Source organism: Paenibacillus sp. MMO-58, from assembly GCF_037146255.1.
In the GTDB taxonomy this organism is placed as follows: domain Bacteria; phylum Bacillota; class Bacilli; order Paenibacillales; family Paenibacillaceae; genus Pristimantibacillus.
Map to the genome: position 1 here is coordinate 208679 of NZ_JBBCVY010000008.1, position 21986 is coordinate 230664.

23 protein-coding genes are annotated in these 21986 nt (G+C 39.5%); 9 read left to right on the forward strand and 14 right to left on the reverse strand.

Annotation, left to right across the window (positions count from 1 at the left end; all coding sequences use genetic code 11):
- Positions 1-89: 89 nt before the first annotated feature.
- From WFJ73_RS23005 to WFJ73_RS23035, 7 genes are all read left to right on the forward strand, one after another.
- Positions 90-692, forward strand: coding sequence for a hypothetical protein (locus WFJ73_RS23005; protein WP_336775296.1), 603 nt, complete (start codon positions 90-92; stop codon positions 690-692).
- Between the two features lie 213 nt (positions 693-905).
- Complete coding sequence (locus WFJ73_RS23010) at positions 906-1184, forward strand: hypothetical protein (RefSeq protein WP_336775297.1); 279 nt, start codon at positions 906-908, stop codon at positions 1182-1184.
- Positions 1185-1316: 132 nt separating this feature from the next.
- On the forward strand, positions 1317-2525 hold the full coding sequence (locus tag WFJ73_RS23015) for an AlbA family DNA-binding domain-containing protein (RefSeq protein ID WP_336775298.1): 1209 nt from the start codon (positions 1317-1319) through the stop codon (positions 2523-2525).
- Positions 2526-2738: 213 nt separating this feature from the next.
- Positions 2739-3242 carry a hypothetical protein gene (locus tag WFJ73_RS23020; RefSeq protein ID WP_336775299.1) on the forward strand — a complete coding sequence of 168 codons (504 nt, stop codon included), beginning with the start codon at positions 2739-2741 and terminating at the stop codon, positions 3240-3242.
- A 90-nt stretch (positions 3243-3332) separates the two neighbouring features.
- The gene (locus WFJ73_RS23025; protein WP_336775300.1) at positions 3333-3683 is read left to right on the forward strand and encodes a hypothetical protein; all 351 of its coding nucleotides are present in this window, start codon (positions 3333-3335) and stop codon (positions 3681-3683) included.
- A gap of 326 nt (positions 3684-4009) precedes the next feature.
- On the forward strand, positions 4010-4777 hold the full coding sequence (locus WFJ73_RS23030; RefSeq protein WP_336775301.1) for a hypothetical protein: 768 nt from the start codon (positions 4010-4012) through the stop codon (positions 4775-4777).
- A 174-nt stretch (positions 4778-4951) separates the two neighbouring features.
- Positions 4952-6193 (forward strand): S-layer homology domain-containing protein, encoded by a 1242-nt coding sequence (locus WFJ73_RS23035; RefSeq protein WP_336775302.1) that lies wholly within the window; start codon positions 4952-4954, stop codon positions 6191-6193.
- 461 nt (positions 6194-6654) lie between these two features.
- On the opposite strand, the gene WFJ73_RS23040 is transcribed toward WFJ73_RS23035, so the two are convergent.
- The 12 genes from WFJ73_RS23040 to WFJ73_RS23090 form a co-directional block, all read right to left on the reverse strand.
- Complete coding sequence (locus tag WFJ73_RS23040; protein WP_336775303.1) at positions 6655-7050, reverse strand: hypothetical protein; 396 nt, start codon at positions 7048-7050, stop codon at positions 6655-6657.
- A gap of 205 nt (positions 7051-7255) precedes the next feature.
- Complete coding sequence (gene xerS, locus WFJ73_RS23045) at positions 7256-8326, reverse strand: tyrosine recombinase XerS (RefSeq protein ID WP_336775304.1); 1071 nt, start codon at positions 8324-8326, stop codon at positions 7256-7258.
- Between the two features lie 110 nt (positions 8327-8436).
- Complete coding sequence (locus WFJ73_RS23050; protein WP_336775305.1) at positions 8437-9087, reverse strand: hypothetical protein; 651 nt, start codon at positions 9085-9087, stop codon at positions 8437-8439.
- Positions 9088-9414: 327 nt separating this feature from the next.
- Positions 9415-11403 (reverse strand): CFI-box-CTERM domain-containing protein, encoded by a 1989-nt coding sequence (locus WFJ73_RS23055; protein WP_336775306.1) that lies wholly within the window; start codon positions 11401-11403, stop codon positions 9415-9417.
- 491 nt (positions 11404-11894) lie between these two features.
- On the reverse strand, positions 11895-12590 hold the full coding sequence (locus tag WFJ73_RS23060) for a hypothetical protein (protein WP_336775307.1): 696 nt from the start codon (positions 12588-12590) through the stop codon (positions 11895-11897).
- A 574-nt stretch (positions 12591-13164) separates the two neighbouring features.
- A complete protein-coding gene (locus tag WFJ73_RS23065) occupies positions 13165-13506 on the reverse strand; it encodes a hypothetical protein (RefSeq protein ID WP_336775308.1) in 342 nt (113 codons plus the stop codon).
- Between the two features lie 509 nt (positions 13507-14015).
- The gene (locus WFJ73_RS23070; RefSeq protein WP_336775309.1) at positions 14016-14429 is read right to left on the reverse strand and encodes a hypothetical protein; all 414 of its coding nucleotides are present in this window, start codon (positions 14427-14429) and stop codon (positions 14016-14018) included.
- 718 nt (positions 14430-15147) lie between these two features.
- On the reverse strand, positions 15148-15615 hold the full coding sequence (locus WFJ73_RS23075) for a hypothetical protein (protein WP_336775310.1): 468 nt from the start codon (positions 15613-15615) through the stop codon (positions 15148-15150).
- A gap of 627 nt (positions 15616-16242) precedes the next feature.
- Positions 16243-16338, reverse strand: coding sequence for an excalibur calcium-binding domain-containing protein (locus tag WFJ73_RS33455; protein WP_442955989.1), 96 nt, complete (start codon positions 16336-16338; stop codon positions 16243-16245).
- A 14-nt stretch (positions 16339-16352) separates the two neighbouring features.
- Positions 16353-17087, reverse strand: a complete 735-nt coding sequence (locus WFJ73_RS23080; RefSeq protein ID WP_336775311.1) for a hypothetical protein — start codon at positions 17085-17087, stop codon at positions 16353-16355.
- 410 nt (positions 17088-17497) lie between these two features.
- Positions 17498-17833 carry a hypothetical protein gene (locus WFJ73_RS23085; protein WP_336775312.1) on the reverse strand — a complete coding sequence of 112 codons (336 nt, stop codon included), beginning with the start codon at positions 17831-17833 and terminating at the stop codon, positions 17498-17500.
- 489 nt (positions 17834-18322) lie between these two features.
- Positions 18323-18790 carry a hypothetical protein gene (locus tag WFJ73_RS23090; RefSeq protein WP_336775313.1) on the reverse strand — a complete coding sequence of 156 codons (468 nt, stop codon included), beginning with the start codon at positions 18788-18790 and terminating at the stop codon, positions 18323-18325.
- A 307-nt stretch (positions 18791-19097) separates the two neighbouring features.
- On the opposite strand from WFJ73_RS23090, the gene WFJ73_RS23095 reads away from it, so the two are divergent.
- Positions 19098-19883: a J domain-containing protein gene (locus tag WFJ73_RS23095; RefSeq protein ID WP_336775314.1), complete on the forward strand. Its 786-nt coding sequence runs from the start codon at positions 19098-19100 to the stop codon at positions 19881-19883.
- Between the two features lie 28 nt (positions 19884-19911).
- A complete protein-coding gene (locus WFJ73_RS23100) occupies positions 19912-20787 on the forward strand; it encodes a stalk domain-containing protein (protein WP_336775315.1) in 876 nt (291 codons plus the stop codon).
- A gap of 165 nt (positions 20788-20952) precedes the next feature.
- On the opposite strand, the gene WFJ73_RS23105 is transcribed toward WFJ73_RS23100, so the two are convergent.
- Both WFJ73_RS23105 and WFJ73_RS23110 read right to left on the reverse strand, forming a co-directional pair.
- Positions 20953-21390, reverse strand: a complete 438-nt coding sequence (locus tag WFJ73_RS23105; RefSeq protein WP_336775316.1) for a hypothetical protein — start codon at positions 21388-21390, stop codon at positions 20953-20955.
- A 17-nt stretch (positions 21391-21407) separates the two neighbouring features.
- Entirely contained in the window at positions 21408-21974 is a 567-nt protein-coding gene (locus tag WFJ73_RS23110; protein WP_336775317.1) for a hypothetical protein, read from the reverse strand.
- Positions 21975-21986 lie beyond the last annotated feature (12 nt).

The window sequence follows — 21986 nt, forward strand, 5'->3', positions numbered from 1 at the left end:
GAGTGACAATGCAGACAATCCCGCTGCAGTGGCTTTACGCTCACAAATCGGAGATGATTCAGCAAAGAGGACACCAAGGAGGACACGACATGGGTATCGAAGTATTACTAGGGAGCTCCCGACGAGAGCTGACGCTATCAGAGGTTATTGATATCATCATCTATCACAATGGCGACATTCAAGCCTTTTGGTCTAATGCCCAGGGGTGGGCGCCGGAGATCGCAGCAGAAGCGTTAAGTAAAGCCCGGTTGGATCGACAGCTTTCCTTATCGCATACTCTGAAAAAATGGATTCAGATTCCGGATGAAGATGATCTTGAATACGATGGCGCGCTCATTTTGGCATGGGCAAACCTCGGCGCGCTTACGGAGAATACGTTGAAGTTTTTCCTAACCGTCTATTTGAAAGATTACATGGTAGACTCCGAAGTCATTAAAATTAGAAACCAGACCCAGGTACCAGGTGACGCATCGTTCGATCGGTTGCGTTCATTTTTCAAAAAAAAGATATGGGAACCCGGTAAAGAGGACGAGTACGATAAAAAAATTCAGACTATACAACAGCGGCGGAATGGAATTCACGCATTTAATGATCGCGATTTGGCAGCATTTAAAGAGTTCCACGAGGCCGTGTACTTCTACAAGGAGGTTTTGGAAGAATTGAAAGGAAGACTTCCTATGCCTTACCTATGATCTGAACTGGCAGTATGAGGCACATTCAAACACCTTCAAAGGAACTACTGCATCGAAAGATGTGAGAGATAAACTTTGAAGGTGTTTATTTGTTCGGTTCATTATGCAGGTTCAACTTCATTCACCTTTGTTGCTTCAGTAACGGAGAATGGTAGAGTGAAACCAATAGATGGATTTTTCGTATTATTTTTAAAGAAATCGAGGTGACTTAACTTGAAGTGGCTGGAGTGGACTGGGTGGAGTTGTAATATCCTAGGGACAATAATTTCGTTTGCCGGCGGTATACTCATGTGGAAGGGGACGCCGGATGATCAATTGAATTTTGGAACGGCTTCGTATGGAGAAGAAATTATTTATAAAATACAGGGTGAAGAATATTTGCCAGCAATTCAATTAAGAAAAAGGAAACGCGTTTCGAGTTTAGGGATCAAAATGATTACAATCGGGTTTATGTTTCAATTTCTTGGTGTCTGTTTGCAATTGCCTAAATGAATGCCGCTGCCGGGTTTCGGTTGGCGGCTTTTGTGTGTAACGTCATCACGGTGTCTTTTGGGATTTACTTGACTGTTCGAGTAGCACATGGAGATATTCAAATTAAGTAAGAGATAATAGGAGGCGATTACATTGTCGTTATTAACGAAGCCAATTGACCAAATTACAGAGCAGGATTTTAAGAACCTGGTAAGCAATCAGGTGCTCGAGAGCCGTGTCCTTGATTACAAAGAGACGCTGCCGAATCTTCAAGCCAGTGACGATAAGCGCGAATTCATTTATGATGTTTCAGCTTTCGCCAATGGAGGCGGGGGAGAACTCATCTATGGGATTTCAGAAGTTGCAGGAAAGCCGGCCAACGTGGTTGGTGTACACATCGACAATGCAGACCAACTTATCCGGCAGGTAGAAGAGATCATTCGCTCTAACGTGCAACCGCGTATTTATGGCATTCAGATTCGGGCGATCCCGCTTCCATCTACGGAGAATTCCGTGTTTATTATTCGGATACCGAACAGTCTTAACTCACCGCACATGGCAAGTATGGGCGGTACAACGCGCTTTTACACCCGAAACTCGGCCGGCAAACATCCGATGGATATTACCGAGATTCGTTCAGCATTCCTCTCCACAATGGGTATCTCTGAGAGATTAAGAGACCTGCGCCTCTCTCGTATTGCTAAAATAAAAGCCAATGATGGCTATATGACGCTTAGCGACGCTCAAAGAGCGATTGCACTCCACCTGGTTCCGTTCAGTGCATTAGGTAACGGATTGTTAGACGTGTCTACCTTCAAAGCGCAGACTAACCAGTTGTGGCCGATGCTTACGGACAACCTCAACTTCAAATACAACTTTGACGGTTTTATCACCTTCGCGAAATGGCCCGGAGATGCTCATCCTCACACCTATACGCAACTGACACGTCAGGGCATGATCGAAGCGGTCGAGAACGGTTACTTCTTAAGGGTAGAGAGGGAGAAGCGGGTCATTTATCCTGTAGCCTTCGAAAAAGAGATCATTAACCAAACGTCAAAATATCTTATCGCATTGTCTAACTTAGGTGTACAACCTCCGTTCGTAATTATGGTGAGTTTACTTGGCGTTAGGGACTTCACCTTAACAATACAAGGGAATCTCATTAATAGGTTTAATATGGGCCATAATCAAATCGACAAAGATGATTTACTTCTTCCAGAACTTATGATGGAAAACTTCCCCACGAATGATGCTGAGTTGGCTCGTTTGCTCCGTCCTGTCTTCGACACGTACTGGAATGCTGCGGGCTTCTCCGTTTGCATGAATTATAATGCCGATGGGGATTGGATAGAACCAAGTTAAAGAGCATAGTTTACGAGCTGTTTTATAGCCCCTGCAACTGGAGCAGTTTGTCGTCGCTGCAGCCACACCTGCTCCTTTACCGGCTTCCTAAGAGTCCATCCTAGGAGGGCAGGCAGGGGGTAAAGGTTACGGTGAGTCGAGAAGTAAAGTTGATCAAGAGTATCGGCATTGGGATCAAGTTCTATAATTTTAAGGAGAGAGGGAAATCTTACTATGTTTTCTGAGCAAAAGATCATTCACATTGACTGGGATGGGCCTTATAAGCACAGTCAATTGCAGATGTTAAACGATCCAAAAACAGATAGGGGTATTTATCAGGTTTACGGGTATCACCCTGTTTATGGTAAGGAAGTTTTACTTTACATCGGAAAAACAGGCAAGCAAACGTTTGGCAAGAGGCTTCTTCAAGAAGAGTGGATTAACACGAATAATTACGAAGGTAATACATTTTACATAGGCCGTTTAGCTGGTAGTGCTACTCCTGCAATGGAGTCATGGATAACAGAAATTGATCTTTCAGAAAGGTTGCTAATTTATTCTCACAAACCAGCATATAACTCCATGAGTCTGCAAACCGTTCCGCATGAGAATTTACATAATGTTCACATTCTAAATTGGGGGTTATATAATCAGTTGATGCCGGAAGTGTCTGGGATAAGATGGACCAATAAGTTTGCTAAGATTCCTAATTATGAAGTCTACGGGGATCATGAATAAAATCAGTAATTTCGGTTAGTCAAGTAGATCCTGATTATGTAGGTTCTTAGCGGTACTAATTAGATGAAAACCCTGTGGAGGTGATATACATTGAATAAAGTAGGAGACATGAAAGTTTATGAAGACGAGGATCAGATACCTGATTACCTGAAATGGAAAAATGAAAATCCTGAAGGATTTATCTTGAACATCAACACTTTTAACCCCCACTCGAAGAGCTATAGAAACCTAATCCATGTTGCAGCGGGGTGTCAATCACTGAATGTACCACCAGCTGCTAATCAAGATCGACCTGTTACTACAGCTCATCCAAAGTATTGCTCTAATAATATAAACGAAATTCTATTTGAAATGAAATCAAAAGGTCTTATGCGCACAATTTACGCATGTAAACATTGTAGGGTCGAATATGGCCGACCAATCGAGGATTGGCGAGAATAGATAGCCTAGCTTAAAGCAACCAGATCTATACAACGGAAGTCGCATAAACTGCGGCTTTTTTTGTTTGTTTTTTTGTATAGAAGTACTTGTCTGACATGAAGTTTTATACAAACCCGGGGGCCAAATAGTTAACCAGTAAAGCTGGCCGACGGGATTATAGCTCAATTACCCCTGACAATTGTTGTTAATTCCCAAGAAGTCATACATAAAGATTATTTCCTTGATTAATGGATTAATCTGATCTGGAATAATAACCGATGTTAATAGAAGATGAACTTATAATGAATTATTGTTTTCTAGTGCCTTTTTGTTAGGGGGATGAAAAAGTGGAGATTAATAACAAACGACTCAATTTAACGTATGCTAGAGGAAAGATTCTCAATGTAGCTATTTATTCAGTTGTACTTATTTATGCCATTTTAATTGCAAGATTTATTTTAAGCTATTTTATTACGAATCGGATATTTCTTGTATCACAGCTCTGTGCCATTGGCTTGTTTATTGTTGCTGTAATTTCGATGTTATGGCTTGCAATAACGAAAAAGAAGTCAGAAAGAAAAGTCGGAGTATTAGGCAGAATTATCCGTTACGATTATAGAAATAAGGAAACGAACCAGATATACACTAATCTTAGGGTTCACTTGGACCAAATGTCAGGTCTTAAGCTGTTAAGAAGCATTTCATCAGATAGAGAAAAGGTATTGATCTTTTTAATCGATTTTCTAAATACATTACTTTCGATTAAGGAAGGTAAGTTCCCTGAGTGGCCAAGACCGATGTACATAAATGCAACCTCTTATAAGCTTAGAGAGCACTTTAAGGTTGTAATAGAACTTCAATTACAATTAACTATAATTGAATCAAAATCAGAAAAATTTAAAGCAGCATTCTTATCCGCCTTTATTGAAAATAGTTTTTGGAACCTGAAAATGATTAAGAGGAGCTTCTTCAAGAATTATAAATCGCCCTTATATGACTTAAGACTTGGTTTTCAGGAGCTTGAAAAAATGGATCTTCAATCATGGATTACTTATTACGAGGCGAAATTAAAGAAGCATAGAACAAACAAAAAGATCCCACAACCATGCAATTAAAGAAGGGCAAGCGGTGGGAACAGTTCATCGCCGAGTTCTCTAGCTGGAACAGCCGGCTCCTGTCGCTGCATGACGATCGCTCGTAACTATTATGGAACTGGCGGCGTGAGGTTGAATAAAAGCTCCGTCATTGGTTTAGCAATTTAAGCAGATTTGAAGAGGAGAAGATAAGACATGCAAAAAATATTGATCTCGACTATGGTAATCGCAACTCTTTTATCCGGCATCATTATCCCTAACACACCTAAAGCAGAAGCAGAGAGAGTAGAACCCGTCGTTGATAATACGAATAATCTCGTTACATCTGTCACTACTAGCTTTAAAGATATAAAAGGGCATTGGGCTGAGAGCGTTATTGCGAAAGCAAATGAAATGAAATTAATTACAGGATATGCAGACGGTACATTCAGGCCAGACAGACAAATTACGCGTGCTGAATTTGCTGCAATTCTTAGTCGATCTACAAAACTCCAGAAGGTAACAGGGGAAAATCCGTTTCCTGATATGAAAGGAAACTGGGCAGATTCTGCAGTAACCCAATTGGTAGCTCAGGGTTTCATTAATCCGAACGACTATCCAAACGGATTTAGCCCAAACACTAAACTTACACGTTATGAAGAAATGAAATGGCTTTCTAATGGCCTTATGAAGTCCAATGACTCTTTTAAGGAAGCCCTTAATGATACTAAAAATACTCTATTACCAACACCTGAAGCAACGCGAGGTGAGATTAGCATTGATAAAGTCCCATATATTGCGTTAGTTCGTGGCACAGGGATTATTACTGGTTTTGAAGATGGATCATTGAAACCAAAGAGTACAACAACTAGGGCAGAGGTAGCTGCTATTATTCTTCGATACATGAATGTGGAAGGAAAAAATGCTAATTCCTACAAAGATCTTAACGAGCTCAGAGAGGTAGGGAAAACCGGTTCTAATTTAGTTAGTCTAACGGGATATAAATACAACACAAAAACAACCTTTGCTGATATTATTAACACTCCTATTACCCTGTCTAATAAATCAGCTACAGTCAAGATCAAGAGATTCATCTTAGTAGATGCAACCTCAAATAAATTAAGTGGCATTTATTCATCGTTGTTTCCTCTGAAGATTGCCGACTGGCAAAAAGGCAGATACATCACATATATACAACTGGACTTTACTTCCCTTACCGATAAACCAAGCGTACTGATGTATGCTGCAGGATTAAAGTCAACTCTTCTTTACTTTAACAAAATTAATGATGCTGACTTTGTTAAATCTGCCGGCATAGAGAATTGGCCACAAAGCACTGCGAATTACTTTACTAAAGGTAAAACGAAGACTGTCTGGACAACTTGGACAATGGCTCCAAAGGGGGGCGCTAATTTAATAAACGATAGAGGGGCAGAGATTAACATCCAGAAAGATTAAAGCGGATTTTACACTAGAGAACGGCTGCTGAAACAATTTTTCGGCATGGTGACGGCATAGTAGGTGAATAAGACAAAATAAATGAACCAAAAGAAGTTTAATACAACAAGCCGGCAGCAGATCAGAGATCCGCTGCCAGTTTTACTATTAAGCGTTAAATAGTTAACCATTGGAAGTTATGTTAATTTCAAGCCGGTTTGAAGAGGAAGCATGTATAGAAGTTCTTGTCGTTTTTGTATAGAAGTTCTTGTCATCGGACAACAAGCTGCTATACAAGGGACGCCATTGGAAAAACTAAATGATGCATTTTTTAAATACATCCTGGCTCGAGGTAGGGACCGAGAATTAGCACTCTACCTAAAAAAGTCCAAAAACGCTTTCCCTATAAGTAGGGGAACCGTTTTTGGACTTTACTAGATTGGGATTTTAAGCTAAGCAGTAAAGATCCGGCGACTAATTCATTAATTATAATATTCATCAAGCATCGTGATTGAGTGGTTATCTTCTATATCTAATTTCATTACAAGACGCTTGTATCCATGTAATATCTCTCGAATTAATAAATTCTCTATACGAACTTTGTCTGTGGTTGCTTTTTCCCATTTTTCATCATGTACCGATGATTCTTCGAGATAAATCAGTGTTTCATACTCATTAAGCCTTCTTAACAACTCAGGAGAGGCTAGACCCCGATTAGTATTGTTCAATACATTTAGGAAAGCTCTTCTATCAAGTATGCCGATCTCTTCAGATTCTTCATGATTTGTTATTTTTCCAGTTCCGATGTCAATTGTCTGTTTACTTTTGACTTTTACAATTGTCAGAATTGGTGCATGCTCCTTTGTTACTCCTGGCATTAGTATTTCACGTAGCTTTTCTTGTTTTAGTAATAGACCATATAAGGGGGCATACACTTCATTTAATCGACGAAGATATATGTCTCTATTTTTTTCAAAAAGATACTTATTAACCCCGACAATTGCTGTAATAAATGTACCAATGACTCCTAAAAGGGTAACTATACTGATGAATTTGTAAAGGTCATTCTAAAACTTCCCCCTATTACTTATCTACCCTATCGACTGCTTCATCCAGTGCTCTCTGACCAACATGTGTGTAAATTACAGTAGTTTTAGGATCGGAATGACCTAGTAATTTCTGCAGTTGAAGATGATCTTTCTCCTCTCTATAGAAGCGCGTAGCAAATGTATGTCTGAGTTTATGTACTGTTAAGGGCTTACCATAGTAATCAGCATACCGCATGATCATCTTTTGGATAGCATTTTTGGAAATAGGCCGTCCCCCTTTTGTAAGAAAGAAGGTGCTCTCATTATTTGAAGGTTTATACCTCGATACTCTCACTTCTAAGTAAGCACGAAGATCCATCTTTGCTCTTTCTGAGAAAGGAAGAGACTGTTCTTTATTTCCTTTCCGCCGTATAAGAATTCGTCTAGTATCCCAATTAAAAGAATCAAGGGTAATTGATACAACCTCACTAACGCGAAGTCCCGAACTTAATATCAGGCTTACGATAGCAAGATCACGTTCTTTGTTATCTTCATACCAACTTAATTGTTTTTTTGATAAATCGGGAATCTTGGAATATCCGCCGGCTACAAAGCTCCGGAAGTCCTCTATTTGTTCCTCATCACTAAGTATCTTGTGTTCGATAATTGCGGCCTTTGTTTCAATGTCCTGACTAAGCCGATTCAAATCAATTTTAGCCATCACATTTCTTTGTAATAGAGGACGTTTTTCACTGTCTTCTGCCTTGTTTTGCAAATAATTAAATAGTGATTTCAGCGAGGAGAGCTTACGGTTTACCGTCGAATCGTTGTTACCTTTTTTAACTTTGGTGGTGCGTCTTAAAAATCTAGGAAAATTTGATGCATCATCTATGCTAAGAACTTCAAGATCAGAAAGAGGGATATCTTTCATTAAAGTCGCAGCAGTGAGTTGTTCGCTAATTAACCAAGAGAAAAAGATTTCATAGTCAGATAGATACCCAAGTAGAGAAGAGGGCGAGAGAGTGCCTTCTTTATTGTTAATAAAATTTGCCACGTACCAGGGGAACAAAGGCAATTTTTCATTTACTTTTATCTGATCAATTTCACGTTGAAGAATTCTTGCCATACATCACACCTCAATTCATCTTTCAACAAAAAGTGGATTTTATTTAATGATGTTAATTATAATCTTACACAAGTGGACAAACCATATAGAGGAGAAGGGGATAGCCTTTATTATAAATAACTATTGATAGCGTTTCCGATGTTGATTGCATTATCAAATACAGTGCTAAAGTAATTATTAATCACTGTATCTACCCAAATGGGCGAATACGTATTTTGTTTATATTCAAATTGTTCAGTTCTTAAACCGTTCCGATTTTCTGTATCTGTACCGTATTCAGCATAATGATATGATTCAATTAGATTTCTATGTTTTATTGTATTTACAAATGCATCTATAAACATAAATTCATTTGAAGTATACAACGTATCGACAGCAGAAATTATCGCTGCATGTTGAGGATTGTTCAAGTTAGTTAGTTTAGTTTTTACTTTATATAACGAAGCATCATGTACAGCAAAATGTGAATTTAACACTGTTAAATTTATTATTTGTCCCATGATATCTGCAATTGGATGAATTGCTTGTAAAGCAGCGATAAAGTTAGTCTCAGCTTCAAATTCTAACTGGTCGGCTTCATCAGAAAGAAAGTCAAACTCGTTGCCTTGGAATTGTTCATCCCAACGATCTATACTTAACTGACCATGATGATTAGTTCTTTTCTTGATCTTTACTAGAGTATCAATTAGTTCATCTAACCGTTCAGTAGGAAGATTATTTGCTTGGCATTTTGCTCTAAAAACCGCTAGGTCCCAGTTCATTAAGAACTCCTCCAGTATTTATTATGTGGAAATATTTATATAGTACAAGTCTATACCAAAACATTTGTTCTCGTCAATCATTCTACAAAACGGACATTTTGTTGAAAGTTTAATAGATTGATACTTTCTACTGCCATATTCTTCTTCTTGTGATCAGTGTATTTCGGACGAGAAGAACTTCTATACAAAAACGGAATCTTTTTCGTTCTCATTTCTATAATTGCATCTAAAAATTTAAAAAGAGACAGCATCATTGGATACTGTCTCTATGTTTCGATGTAATTAAAGTCATATATTAAATAGTTCGGATTAAAGTGATAGGAGAACCTAAAGATATTGAGTTTTCAAATTGTTTACCATTCGGCAATAGATTTCTTTACAGCGCTGATTATAGCCGCTCTCGATTGCTATCAGACATTCTTTCAGGTACTCGTCCCAAATTCGCTTGTAAATAGCATCTCTGTCTACCTTTGCATTGATATGGTCAACAAGAACCGGTGCAACGCTATAATATTCCTTGATCAAGATCTCACCATCCACCTGATTGACAAGCCAGTTGTCTCGAAATGAACGAAAAGCGGTAAGTTCGTACCCATCGTCTTCTCGGCCCAGAGAATCGCATACTGCAGTTGTAATATAACAGGAACTTGTAGATCCACTGTTGAACTTTTCAAGCTCTTTTTTACCATACGGATGATCGTAAGCCGCAGCCAACTTCAACATCATTCCCGCTTTCTCTTTATTTCGCGAAAGCCCACGCTCGCCGGTTCTATAATACGAACCGAGCCAGGCCAAAGCTGTGGGGTGTTGACGATTTGCTGCTTCCTCAAGCAAAGCAATCGCGCTGTCTTCGCTTTTAGTAGCGTTATGGTATCCACGGCTCCCCCAAAATCCCTGTAAAGCGATTGCGGATATATTTCCTTTAGCTGCAATTTCGATTACAACTTTTGCTGCCTCGGTTTCTTTGGAAAGGTTGCGCCTGTCCCTTCCATACATGTCACATTCCATTTTCGCCATCAGATATTGGGCATAGATATTTCCACTATTAGCGCGCTTCTGAACATCTCCAAGAAGGCTAGTCATTTCAAGAACGTTGTATGTCTTGATACAGTCATGACAAATAGTGCCGTAGTACTTTTCTATCCCATACTCCGCGTAACTATTTCCACTTTCGATTTCGGCCCAAACGTACTCCAGATTACCATTCCTGATTGCCTCATCAATCGGTTGTCGAATATATTCCACCTGATTAAGGTTGGAAATTGCTTCTTTGTACTCGGTCTCCAATCCGAAATACTTGGCTGTTTCTAGAATCTCCTCTTTAGAGTCCTTCGCAATGAAATAGAGATTCGAAAAATAGGAAACCGAGTATGGATAATTCCGAATACAATCGCATAGCACATCAATTACTCTGTTATATAGCGTTTTATCATTTGTGTACTGGGCGATCAGGTTATTGGCCCTAGCGTTCAACTTTTCGATTTCGAATTCGACAGTAGGTATTCGATGTTCATCTTCTAGTATTCGCCACACGCTATAGAATACGCCGAAGCAACATTCATGTACCCCTTCCGTTAATAAAGCAAGTGTTTGATGATCGGTAAAAAAATCATTTTTCATGCCGGCGATTTTCGCCCTATCACCGGCATTCGTTAAGGAGTCACCAATTCCCCTGACCATTCCGGTTCCTACGTTTAAAACACTTGCAGTTAAAGCACCTTTTATAGCCCCACTAAGTCCGAAGCCTCCACCTTGCCAATTGCCCCGCTCTGCTCTGGAAAGGTTCCTGTAACTGCTAAGATTCTCGGCATATGCTGCAATTTTATCTGAGGCTTCAATAAAGTGTGATATATATTTTAGTATATCGATCTCATTGGTTGCTAGATCCGCCAATTTCTCTAAATCGACATAATCTACATCATATTTAATCAATACAGAAACACCAAATTTAAGTGATACAGTTACCATCTCTATAAATGTAGGAATAGCTTTATCAAACAGATCGTTGAACGATTTCACATTTGATTGATAATAAGAAAAAAAGGTGGATTTAGATTTGCTCGCATGATTAGAAAATAATGTTCTTAATTTATTGTATTCCACCAGATCGCTAGAGAAAGAAAGCGTTCGACCAAGCACTTGAAACTCGACAGCAGGTATGGAATCAACGGTTACTGCAGAAGATTCCACTGCAGATTCCATATTAATTTCAATCTGCTTGGTGTTTACAGATGCCACAGGAGTTCCGCAATTAAAGCAAAAATTGGAATTATGTACGATTTTGGCTCCGCAATTGATGCAAAAATTATTCTGCATGACCAGTATCTCCTCATTTTGTGTGATATCCACTTTTCATTACCCTTTAGTCTGTATATAAAAGGTATGCATTTTATAATTCTAGTTAAACGACCGTTTCAGTACTGAATCTCGGGTGTACCTGCCACTGACTAGGTGAAAGTCCATCCAACACTACCTCCGTTCTTGCACAATCTGCTTGGAAAGCTCGATTAATTATTCATTCATATAGTACTATAGTACCACATATTGGAACTAGCTGCCCTTTAATAAATCGTGCATCTTCAAGGATTACGGGACTCTATAGAAGTTCTTGTCTTAATACGGCTATGTATAGAAGTTCTTGTCTTGAGCTGACGACAAGAACTTCTATACAATAAATAAAAAAGCCGCAGTTTATGCGACTTCCATTGTATAGATGTTGTTGTCGTCCGACAGTGTATTCCACCGAGCACCGCCACCGGCCATGTAGTTATTAATTCTATTTATCTTTTTCGATGGCTTTCCGGTTGTCATTGCCGCAATCCAGCTGCCCTACATCTTCCTTTAGAAGCATTATGCAATCTTACTAACAATCGATAAAGAGCGAAATGGCAGTTCTCACCGAAGTTACGCATCCGCTGTAACTGTAAAATTTTTATGTTCAACACATCAGATAGTGAGATATCACTAGAACTTGAACGTCGGATAGCATTAATCATCCTGGCTTTTAGAAGAATATCTTTTTCATCAATGAATCGCTCTACTGCTTCCACAAAACTCATGGAGATAAAGGGTTCTCCGATTTCGATTAGACTGTTAATCGTTACATCTCGATATTCATAGAAGGCAGCGAAGAGTTCAATATGACCTTCGAATTTAGGTAACGTTTGTTCTTTTATAAGGAGCCACTGGCCATGATGAAACTTGCAGAGCAGCTCCTCTTTGCGGCAAAAGTATCTGATCAGTGCCGGTGGCACATTGTGGTGCACAGAAAAGTCGGCAATATCAACGACAGCATTAAAGGCCTCATTTTCATCACATAACACGGGTTGATCGGCTGGTGGATCAAAGATGACCCAACGATTTCCGATTACGCGCGATGGTGTGTTCCCCTTTTTGCAATTTAGCTCAACGATCATAAGTGTTTTTTTTTGACGCTTACTATAGGTAGCTATATCTATCAGCGCGTCTAAAATATATGTATCTTTGTCTATAACATAAGACATTAGTAGGCCCCTTAGCATTATTAATTCCTTGAGATTACTCATATTGTATCACCTGAGAATGAAAAAGGAGACAGTTAATATTTTTCAGATGTTCTGTAACTACTAATGTTCCTGCCGGGGCGCACCGTCATACGCAGGCGCTTTTCTTGCGGCTTGCCTCCTCCCACCAGGTATGCAGCAATTCAATCCAGCCTGCGGCGCATCAGTAGTCAGACCAAGATCCCGTTAACGGTTATGCTCAAACGAGAAGCTTGGAGCTACGTGTTCCGTATCACTTAAAAAGAGCACTCTCGATTTCGAGAGTGCTCCTCCTATTTTTATGGACAATATACTGCCATCAGAGGATGCCGAGCAGCAGAGCGACGGAAGTCGCCGCCGCGGTCCGCCTCGAGCGCCTGCACCCCTTTCGTCTCGCTCCTATCTTAGTCCGTATCACCTTCTCATCCAGTGCTGCCGGCCACCGGCGCCGTGAATGCCTCCTTCTCAGTCTTCAATCCGTTTCGAGAGGGTCCGTTCCTGTCTAGCCTCCTCCAGCTGTCGCCTTCGCCTACTTTGCAGGGATGGCTCTTCAGATTTACATGGCTTTATGATCATTTTCCTCAATTAAGAAATTGTTTATCAAGATTTCTTCAACTTTTTCTATTAACTCTTCAACTTCTGTCCAAAACTCTCCATCTACGCTATACCGTAGCACATTTCTAGGGTTTTCCCAATCGTTGTGGCTAGCCATATAAAATTCATATCCAAGATCTTTGTAATCTATATTTTTTTCTTTTCTATGTTGTAATTTGTAAACTACAAATTCTCGAGGCTTATGAAACTTGTAATCTCGATGTATACGAAAGATTATATCCTTATATTTGGCTACATAATCCCGATCAGCAATCAACCACTCTAAAACAGATTCCTTCTCCAATCTATTTCCCTCCTCTTTTGAATGTTATAATTCACCTTAATATTTTGCCCTTTGAAATTAGAATATAAACGCTAGCTTATTTGCGCTGGATCAGCTGCAGAAACTTGTCGACAAAGCATGTGTTCTTTTGACGACTATCAAGCACAAGAAAAAAGCAGCACCGAAGTTTCAGACCGGCTGCTGCTTAAGTTCACGAGTTATCAATATACCAATTAATCCAATAGATCCATTGATTCTACCATGAACTTATATCATTCAGTATGACCCCTATTAAGGTGATAATATCCGTATTGTAATTAATTTTTTGAATTTTTTATGTTAGTTTGTCCTGGTCTACATGTTAAACGCAATGAAACTGCCGCCTGGGAGCCAACAGAAACCACATGCGAACGCCAACGGTATAAGATGATGTCGCTTGAGAACTCGATTAGCGCACACTCCCAACCTGTCTATTTTTGGTTGGCGTATAAGCCCTTGCCTCTTCCAGAAACGAGATTTTTTCACCGTGTTTATTTTGAATTATCTTTAAGTTGAAAAAGAAGAGGTCCTTCAATACGATCAATCCATTTATTGAACATCCGAACTAGCTCGTGAGGCATGTAATAGGAGCTATAATGATACTGCTGGTTGGGATTTTCAGGTTTCGGATAGATACCGCTATAAATAGAGTATGGAGCAGCAATGAAATTAAAACATCCATACTCCGTTACTACTCTCAGAATAATACACACGATGTTATTGATAAACTTATAATCGAGAATCTTTGGCATGAAATCCGGATCAGCGTGCTCTTGACGAATACTATCGTTTGCAAATTCAATAAATGCCCTTAATTCCTCTAATCCAAACTTTTTACCCAAAGTAATTTCGTCTATCAAGCTTAGTTCAATATTCTTCCCACTGTAGTTTTCACCTATTTTCATTAATTAGCCCCCGCTTCTATTACTATTAAATAATTGCCAAACCATTAAAATGTTCATACTAAACTAGCTTAGAGAGGAGTATGAAAACTCTCCTACTTTATAGTATTTCCCCAATAACGGCTCTTAGTCAGTAATATATAAAAAAAGACCCCTAATAAGAGGTCTGCTGTGAACTGGTTATGCGTAGAGATATCCTAAACCGCCGGCACATACAGGACTCACTTTCCTGTGCCGGGCGATATTCCGACCAGTCGAACCAGAATGTGAATATGTCGCGCAGCGCGTCTGTCAACAGCTCCGTGACATGCTAGCGAGCCAGTTCCCGCGCCTCCACTCCACACAGTATATTTCCTGCGGAGTTCAATTTCACCATTTAAACAGTTGAGATGAAGCATGCTTCTAACCTGATCAATATGCTTGATTTTCCCGGTGTTAACGCAATGAAGCTGCCGATTGTACCGGCAACTTCATCCTGGTCACAGGGTCTGTTTTTGTTTTATGTACCTTTCGGTAGATTGCCGGCCGACTCGATCATTACACCAAATGAATCCCCTATTTCTATAATCGAGTTGCTGATTGATTCTTATTTACAGCGGCGTTCCTTCGCACATTAACTCTATGTGGCAGTATGATCGTCGATTATCTCAAATTTTGAACATAAGAAAACCGCCTTCGTGATAAGGCGGTTCATTGAACTATCAAAGAAACAGTATTGCGTTCACGAGTTATTACTTGATGAAAAGACTGGATATTCTGTTAGTTCAATTCTCCATTCTTTGTCATTATCATCAACGGGAAAGCTTGTACGTCCGTAAAATTTTACAGGGTCACCAAAAGATAAAGTTCCTCCATTCGGCCAATATGCCTTTAGAAAGAAGTAACCAAATTCATTCTTTCGTATGTCCGCTGTTAATCTATAACTTTTTGCAGTATCTAAATCTTCTGTGACATAAACATAAAATTGTCTTTCGTAATTTTGTTTCTCGAAAAAGTGTCCCATTTCGTAACCATGACGTTTTATTCCTACATAATTAATTATCAAACATGTAGCAATAGATAAAATCAATGAAATGATAACAGTGGATTGCACTCTATGAATCTGAAAGTCTTTCTTCGTAACATATTTGTATATTATGTAGGTCATTAAAATAATTGCACCCACATAAACCCAGTACCTGTATGGCATTCATTTTCACCCTTCAGAAGAAATAGTAAATTCGTATTTCGGCTTTTATCATCAAACAAACAATAAACAAATCAACTATTTATGACGGCAAATAACTATATTCTAAGAGGGGTTGTTTGGTGAATTTAATTATTCGCTGGTTATCTAAGGTATTCGTTGAAACGAAAAAATTCTCCTGCCCGTTTAATGAGAAAATCACAGGTGCATTAAGACCTATAGCATCTTGAGGTCTTGTAGCAACCGAATATCACACCATCATTTACGACGTGGACAACCAGGGTATCTAAGTTCGCTCTCGATGCGGGACTTCCGCAAAAAGTTATGGTTTCTGGATTCTTTAATGAACTTCTTCATATTCCAGTCTTGTGAACTCTTTTCACTCACGACATAATACTTTTTATTATGGATACTGGGAAGAGGTGAAAATAGATCGTCCCCTTACCTCTACTCTGGTTGCTACCATTGTCGTCCGACATCTGACGATAATGACGACACAAACAAATGTCAGTTCATAAACGACATAAATGTGAAAGCATAAGAGCGTTCATAAACGACATAAATGTGAAAGCATAAGAGCAAAGCACAACAAACGGCAGCCATTTTGCTGCCGTTTGTTTGTGTTAAATTCTAATCGCATGCTACACCGTCTTTGGCACGGTCTAGCTTAGTAATATAACTAGGATCACCACTAGGCAGCCGTTTAAAAGTTATTCTTCTCCCTATACGCCACTATCTCGTTAGGCGTACTTAGCTAAAATTGGGATGTAATTGTCTGGGACATCATATAGTTGGGTGCCAATTGCGTACATCCTACTACGAACAATAACCCCATGTGCTTTCATTTCATCAAGCTTTAATTTCCTTACTATCTCAGATATACTAACCTCACTATTATCCGGGGAAATCTGATTAATGATTTGTGCTACACACATGATTGGAGTTAATACTACGGTTTGGAATTTTTCAATATCTCCTAAACGAAACGATGCAAATTCTTTATCTGCTTGAGTTCGTAACTCTTTAAACGCTAAACGAGACATCAAAGCAAGATTTTGATGTTCAAAATTAAGACCAAGGAACAACGTTTCAAGCCAGGTTCGGGATAAGGTAGCAAGCAGGCATTTTTCTGTCAGATCTAAATTTTGAGCAACCGTAAACTGTTCAGAAAACTTCCCACCAATTTCTGGCCCAACCAAGCTTCGAAAATCAGGGCTGTTTTTATTTAGTCCATCGATTTTTTCAAACAAAAAATAAACAGCTGATAGAGCGGAAAGCAATGCTCCCTCTCCTCTTGATTTTATGAACTGATTTGGTCTTTTGCAGATATCCTCAATTGTTTTTAAATAGGGACCAAAGGTAGTGAACAGCTCCATTTTTTGCTGTCTAGCAGCCTCACAAACAACCGACATTGAATTGGCCACATGCCCAAGATGGTGAGTAAGTTCTTTCGACGAGTAATTTTTCGTCTGCATGTAATTAATTGCTATCCTAAGTGCTGAATTGAATTCTATGATATTCTCCTCCTTTAAAATACTAGTTCATAGTATTACCGGTTTTTGAGGTAAAATACTAGTTCGCTGCACCACCGAGGATGAAAATAGAAATGCCGTCAATAATTCTACTACGGCTGGGAGAAGAAGGTCGATAAACCATGGTGCGTTAGAGCCCATCCGTTAGTCTGTCTCCAACGATCACGGTGCATCACAGAATGTCGCTCCCTCGGGAAGCACTCTTGTCCTAATGCGGCTTTGTATAGAAGTTCTTGTCTTGAGCTCACGACAAGACAAAAAATAAAAAAGCCGCTGATTAAGCTGCTTCCATTGTATATATGTTCTTGTCGTCCGACAGCAGTTTAGTTTGTTGTTTCGTTTTTTCAATCTGATCAATGTTTCCTCTTCGATGTATTTGTTATTATGACGCCCTCTTCGGATAACAACAATCGGATAGTATCGTGGAGATTAAGATTCCAAAAGCCTTTAGGCTTTCCTGGACCCCAATAAATGTATCGCTCAGGAACGTCCGCATAATCATCAGTGAGCTTAAGATCCTGAATTAAATGTATGACATTCTCAATTTCCTCATCTAAGTATTCAATCTCTCCTCCAACGAATCTCCCAAATGATTCATTTTTGTGGTTAAGCTTTCTCCCTAATTTCAAAAGCTTTTTAAGTAAATCGATCCTAAAATTACGGTCATCCTTAGAGAGCCTCTTCTCCATTAAGGTCACCTCATATTCATAATTGAATTTTTTGTTAAATTGCTACATTACAATGACTTAATATCCACTAAATAGATTCTAGTTTTTTTGTAAGTTCCGCAGAAGAATGAGGCCAATTGGATTTATCGTCCTTCGAATGACAATTTAATGATTCTGTTGCGTCTTTTCTAATAACTCGTGAGTTGACTTAATATTGTTTAAAGGATGGAGGTTTATAAATAGTGCATTTCTAGGGATCATCACGGGGCTGTATAGAAGTTCTTGTCATGAGCAAACGACAAGAACTTCTATACAAAAATAAAAAAGCCGCAGTATATGCGACTTCGATTGTATAGATGTTCTTGTCGTCCGACACGATAATTCGGTCTCTTACTACAACGACAAAAAATCCCGTTTAAGTTTTGAACATATAATTGCCCATCATAGAACTGCAGCAGTCGGCATTATTAACCGGCTGCAGCAACACTGTCTTATTAACTAACGTTACCCTTACCTGAACACACTTTGCTGAAGCTCCGCATACGGAGTACCACTAATATCCTTTACGTGCGGTTCATCGTAAATATTGTGAATGTCGCAAAGATGGTATTCACCAAGGTCGGTTACAACGTGGATCGTGTTCTGATTGACCAGGCTCACCCTCAAGACCGGGGCGTAGAATTCTTTCTCACGGTTATGCTTATTGCCGATGTAGCGAACTTGGCTGTTTTCGTATTCGAGCAGGCTGCGCTGCTTGTTGTAAGCTGCCCATTGGCGTTTCTTGGCTTTCTCTTCTTCATGGCGACAAGCCGGACAAAGCGTCTTAGCCGAGAAGGCTTTGCGCATTCCTTTGTCTTGGGGTTGCCCAAAAAGGACCGTGCCGCAATCTTCACAAACGATAACCTTAATGATGTCTTTGGTTCTTCCGCCGGCAGTGTTGACAATGTCGGCAATACGTTGAGCTTCTTCTTTGTTCACGAGCGTTCAACCTCCCTTATGTACGTATTTAGATACCCCGAGGCATCTAAATACATAATACATTAGATGGCTCGGGGTGTCAAACTGCCCGTTAACTGAGATAGCTGCAGAAGTCTATTACTTGATTTCCAGTCATAACACTTTATTTTCACACAACACTATTCCCTTTGAAATAGAAGGCTTTACTTCTAGTTCCCCCTCTTCGCTTAGAATTCATCTTTAGATGGTTGGGTTCAGATAATGATTTTCTTAGGATAATGGTCGTGCTACTATATTACTGAACCAATTGACCAGAGGACGTGATTATGTGAGCAATTTTGATATTATCACATGTCTCCATTGTGGCACTGACAATCGAGTAGCTGCCGTTAAATTAGCCGTAGCAAAATGTGGAACATGCCAAATGCCATTTCCAAACAATACCCTTTATCAAATTCTAGAAATAGACTCTAAGGCAAGTGATAAACAAATCAAGGAAGCTTATCGAAAACTGGCGATGAAATGGCACCCGGATAAGCATCCGGACAACACCGTCGTTGCCACGGCTCATTTCAAACGCATAAATAATGCCTATTCGGTCCTCTCTGATTCGACGACTCGAGTGCAGTATGATCAAACTCTTTTCAATCAATCCCGAACAGACTATTCAGAGACCTATAAGAACCAGTCTAATCCGGCCGATGGTCATTCATCAGCCTCCGCTTCTACAGGTGAAACCGAGGATCCATTTGATGTATATCTCGAACAGTTATATTCTCATGCGTTTGATTTAGCCTTTTCCCACAATAAAAATAGAGCTCATATTATTTCGATCTTATTAAGCAAAGGTTGTCCGCAGCATATTGCTAAGACAATCGCTAAACTTAGTGTGAAAAAACGTCGACAGATCGTATCGAAAGCAGCTGTAAAACCGCTAATCAAAAGTATAATTGGTTTTGGTATTGGTGGCGGAATTACTTACTTTACATACAGCGCCGCTTCACTAAGTGGTGGTTACTATTTGATTTCATATGGTCCGATGTTCTATGGGCTAATCCAATTCTTATTTGCTATGAGGCTTTTTGTCTTTGGCAAATTACCTTCATCTCGTTAACGATGATCGTCAAACTTGGAGGTTAAACATGACAACTGAAAATTACTACACCTTACTTGAGGTTTCTTCTTCATCAACAAAAAAAGAGATTCTGGAGTCTTATAGGAAAATGAAAAAAATTGCAGAGCATTTAAATGCACATACCTTATGTCTTAAGTTAGAGCTAGCTTTCAACATTTTGTACGATGAACATTCCCGGAAAGAATATGACAACTCGATCAGCACTACCATCCCGAGCAATCAATACTCGTCCTTCTCGCCGGCCAAAAGAAATAAGACGACTTGGTATTGGATATCAGGAATAGCTGCCGCTCTTTTCATCGTCAGTTTAGGAATTAAGTTTTTGGGCGTTTTAGAGCAGCCTTACGTCTCTGATGATAATAGTACTGTTGCATCTACAAAGGCCGATGAAGCACAACCTGAAGCTTCTAGCACCGATTCTTACAGCATATCTGAGCAAATCGATACAAGTTCACCCTCCCCTGCTAACGCAGTAGTCCCGACTACAGGTGAAAGTGACGTGAAGTTCATTTTTCAGGACATTCCAACCGAGTTAAACCATAGCCCTATTACCATCAACGGTCACCTCATGTTACCGGTAGAAGAAATGGCTAATTTGTTTGACGCTGAAAGATCATCCGTTGAGCCATTTCAGTGGGATAATGATCAAAAAACCTTTTTCGTTTATTATTTTGTCATAACAGCAAAGGCTTCACTTGATAGTAAAACAGCTTATTCGGCCTATAAATCGCAATTCGAAGATGGTGCTACCTTCACGCTGGATGTGTCACCAATGATGGTAAATGATACCCTATATGCTCCACTTCAATTTTTCTCGGAAGGATTAGGTGCAGAGATTTACTGGGATGAAGAAGAAAAGGAATTAAGGATATATATCATGTGAGGTTCCTTTTGATATAAAAAAAACCGCTCCTCAATCGTCCTGAGAGCGGTTTTTTCTTTATAAGCTAAAAGATATTGCAATGTGCTTACACAACTTTTGCCTTGTTCTGGACGGCTAAACTTTCAAATAGCAGACCTTCACTGTCATAGCTGTCTGCTATTGGTATTAGCTCAATAAACCAAAGAAATGCAAAATTCCGATGAAGTCTTTTTTATAATAGGCATGGTACAAATAAGCGAAAATGAGAAGCCCAATTGTATTTTCGGCAAGTTGTATTAGGTTGCCTAATAACGACATGAAATAGCTCGAAGTCGCATCAGGAGCGGCTTTTCTCGTGACCTTTTCATATATCAATACAGCTGTAGCGACAATCGTTAGAATTAAATCAATCAGAACATATTTCACAATATTGATTGCAATAGGGATGCAAATGATTATAGCAAGGACAAAGCCTGCAACTTTCCAATGAAGCACGTTCATTATAAATACGGCGACTAGAGCGGCTACCCCGAATAATATAGAGTTTTTAATTAAATCTTTAAACACTTTACTAATAACTGCTTTCGGATCTTTGGTGTCTACTCCCATAAATGTGTTTGCCAAAATAGTTCCTCCAATAATTATTTGCTTTGAAGTTCGTTCCCCTTAAAGGTAACGCCAGTTGAATTGTTTTTCAGAAGCAAATTTTCTTTGACCAGCTCATACATAGTGGGATTTCCAATAATGAGTGATCGCATTTGAAAAGTCGCTGTACGGTATGTCCATTTCAAAAGAAGGAAAGAAAATGGATATACGATAGCAAATATCATCCACCATTTAAAATCAGTCAGCCATATGTAAGCCCCTGCGGCGCAAATGATGAGAAACAAGAAACTAGGGACAAGGCTTTGACCTCTCAGCGACGCCATGCTGAAGCGGATTAAATAGACGATGAACCCCAGCGGAATATAGAGCAAGCTCCACCATTGGGCCGCAAGCCCTAAGCACACGCAACTGAAAAACAGCGCTAGCCAATGCAAATAAAATAAGGTCTTTATCACATTGTATGTCCCCGCCAACGGTATACCCAGCCGTTCCTCGACTGCTCCCCTTGATGTATTAATGAAGAACTGACGTGCATCAGCCGGACTAACACCCACCTCGAATTCCCCTTGCTCATATCTAACCTTAAATTCTTCATATCCCATTTAATTTATAGC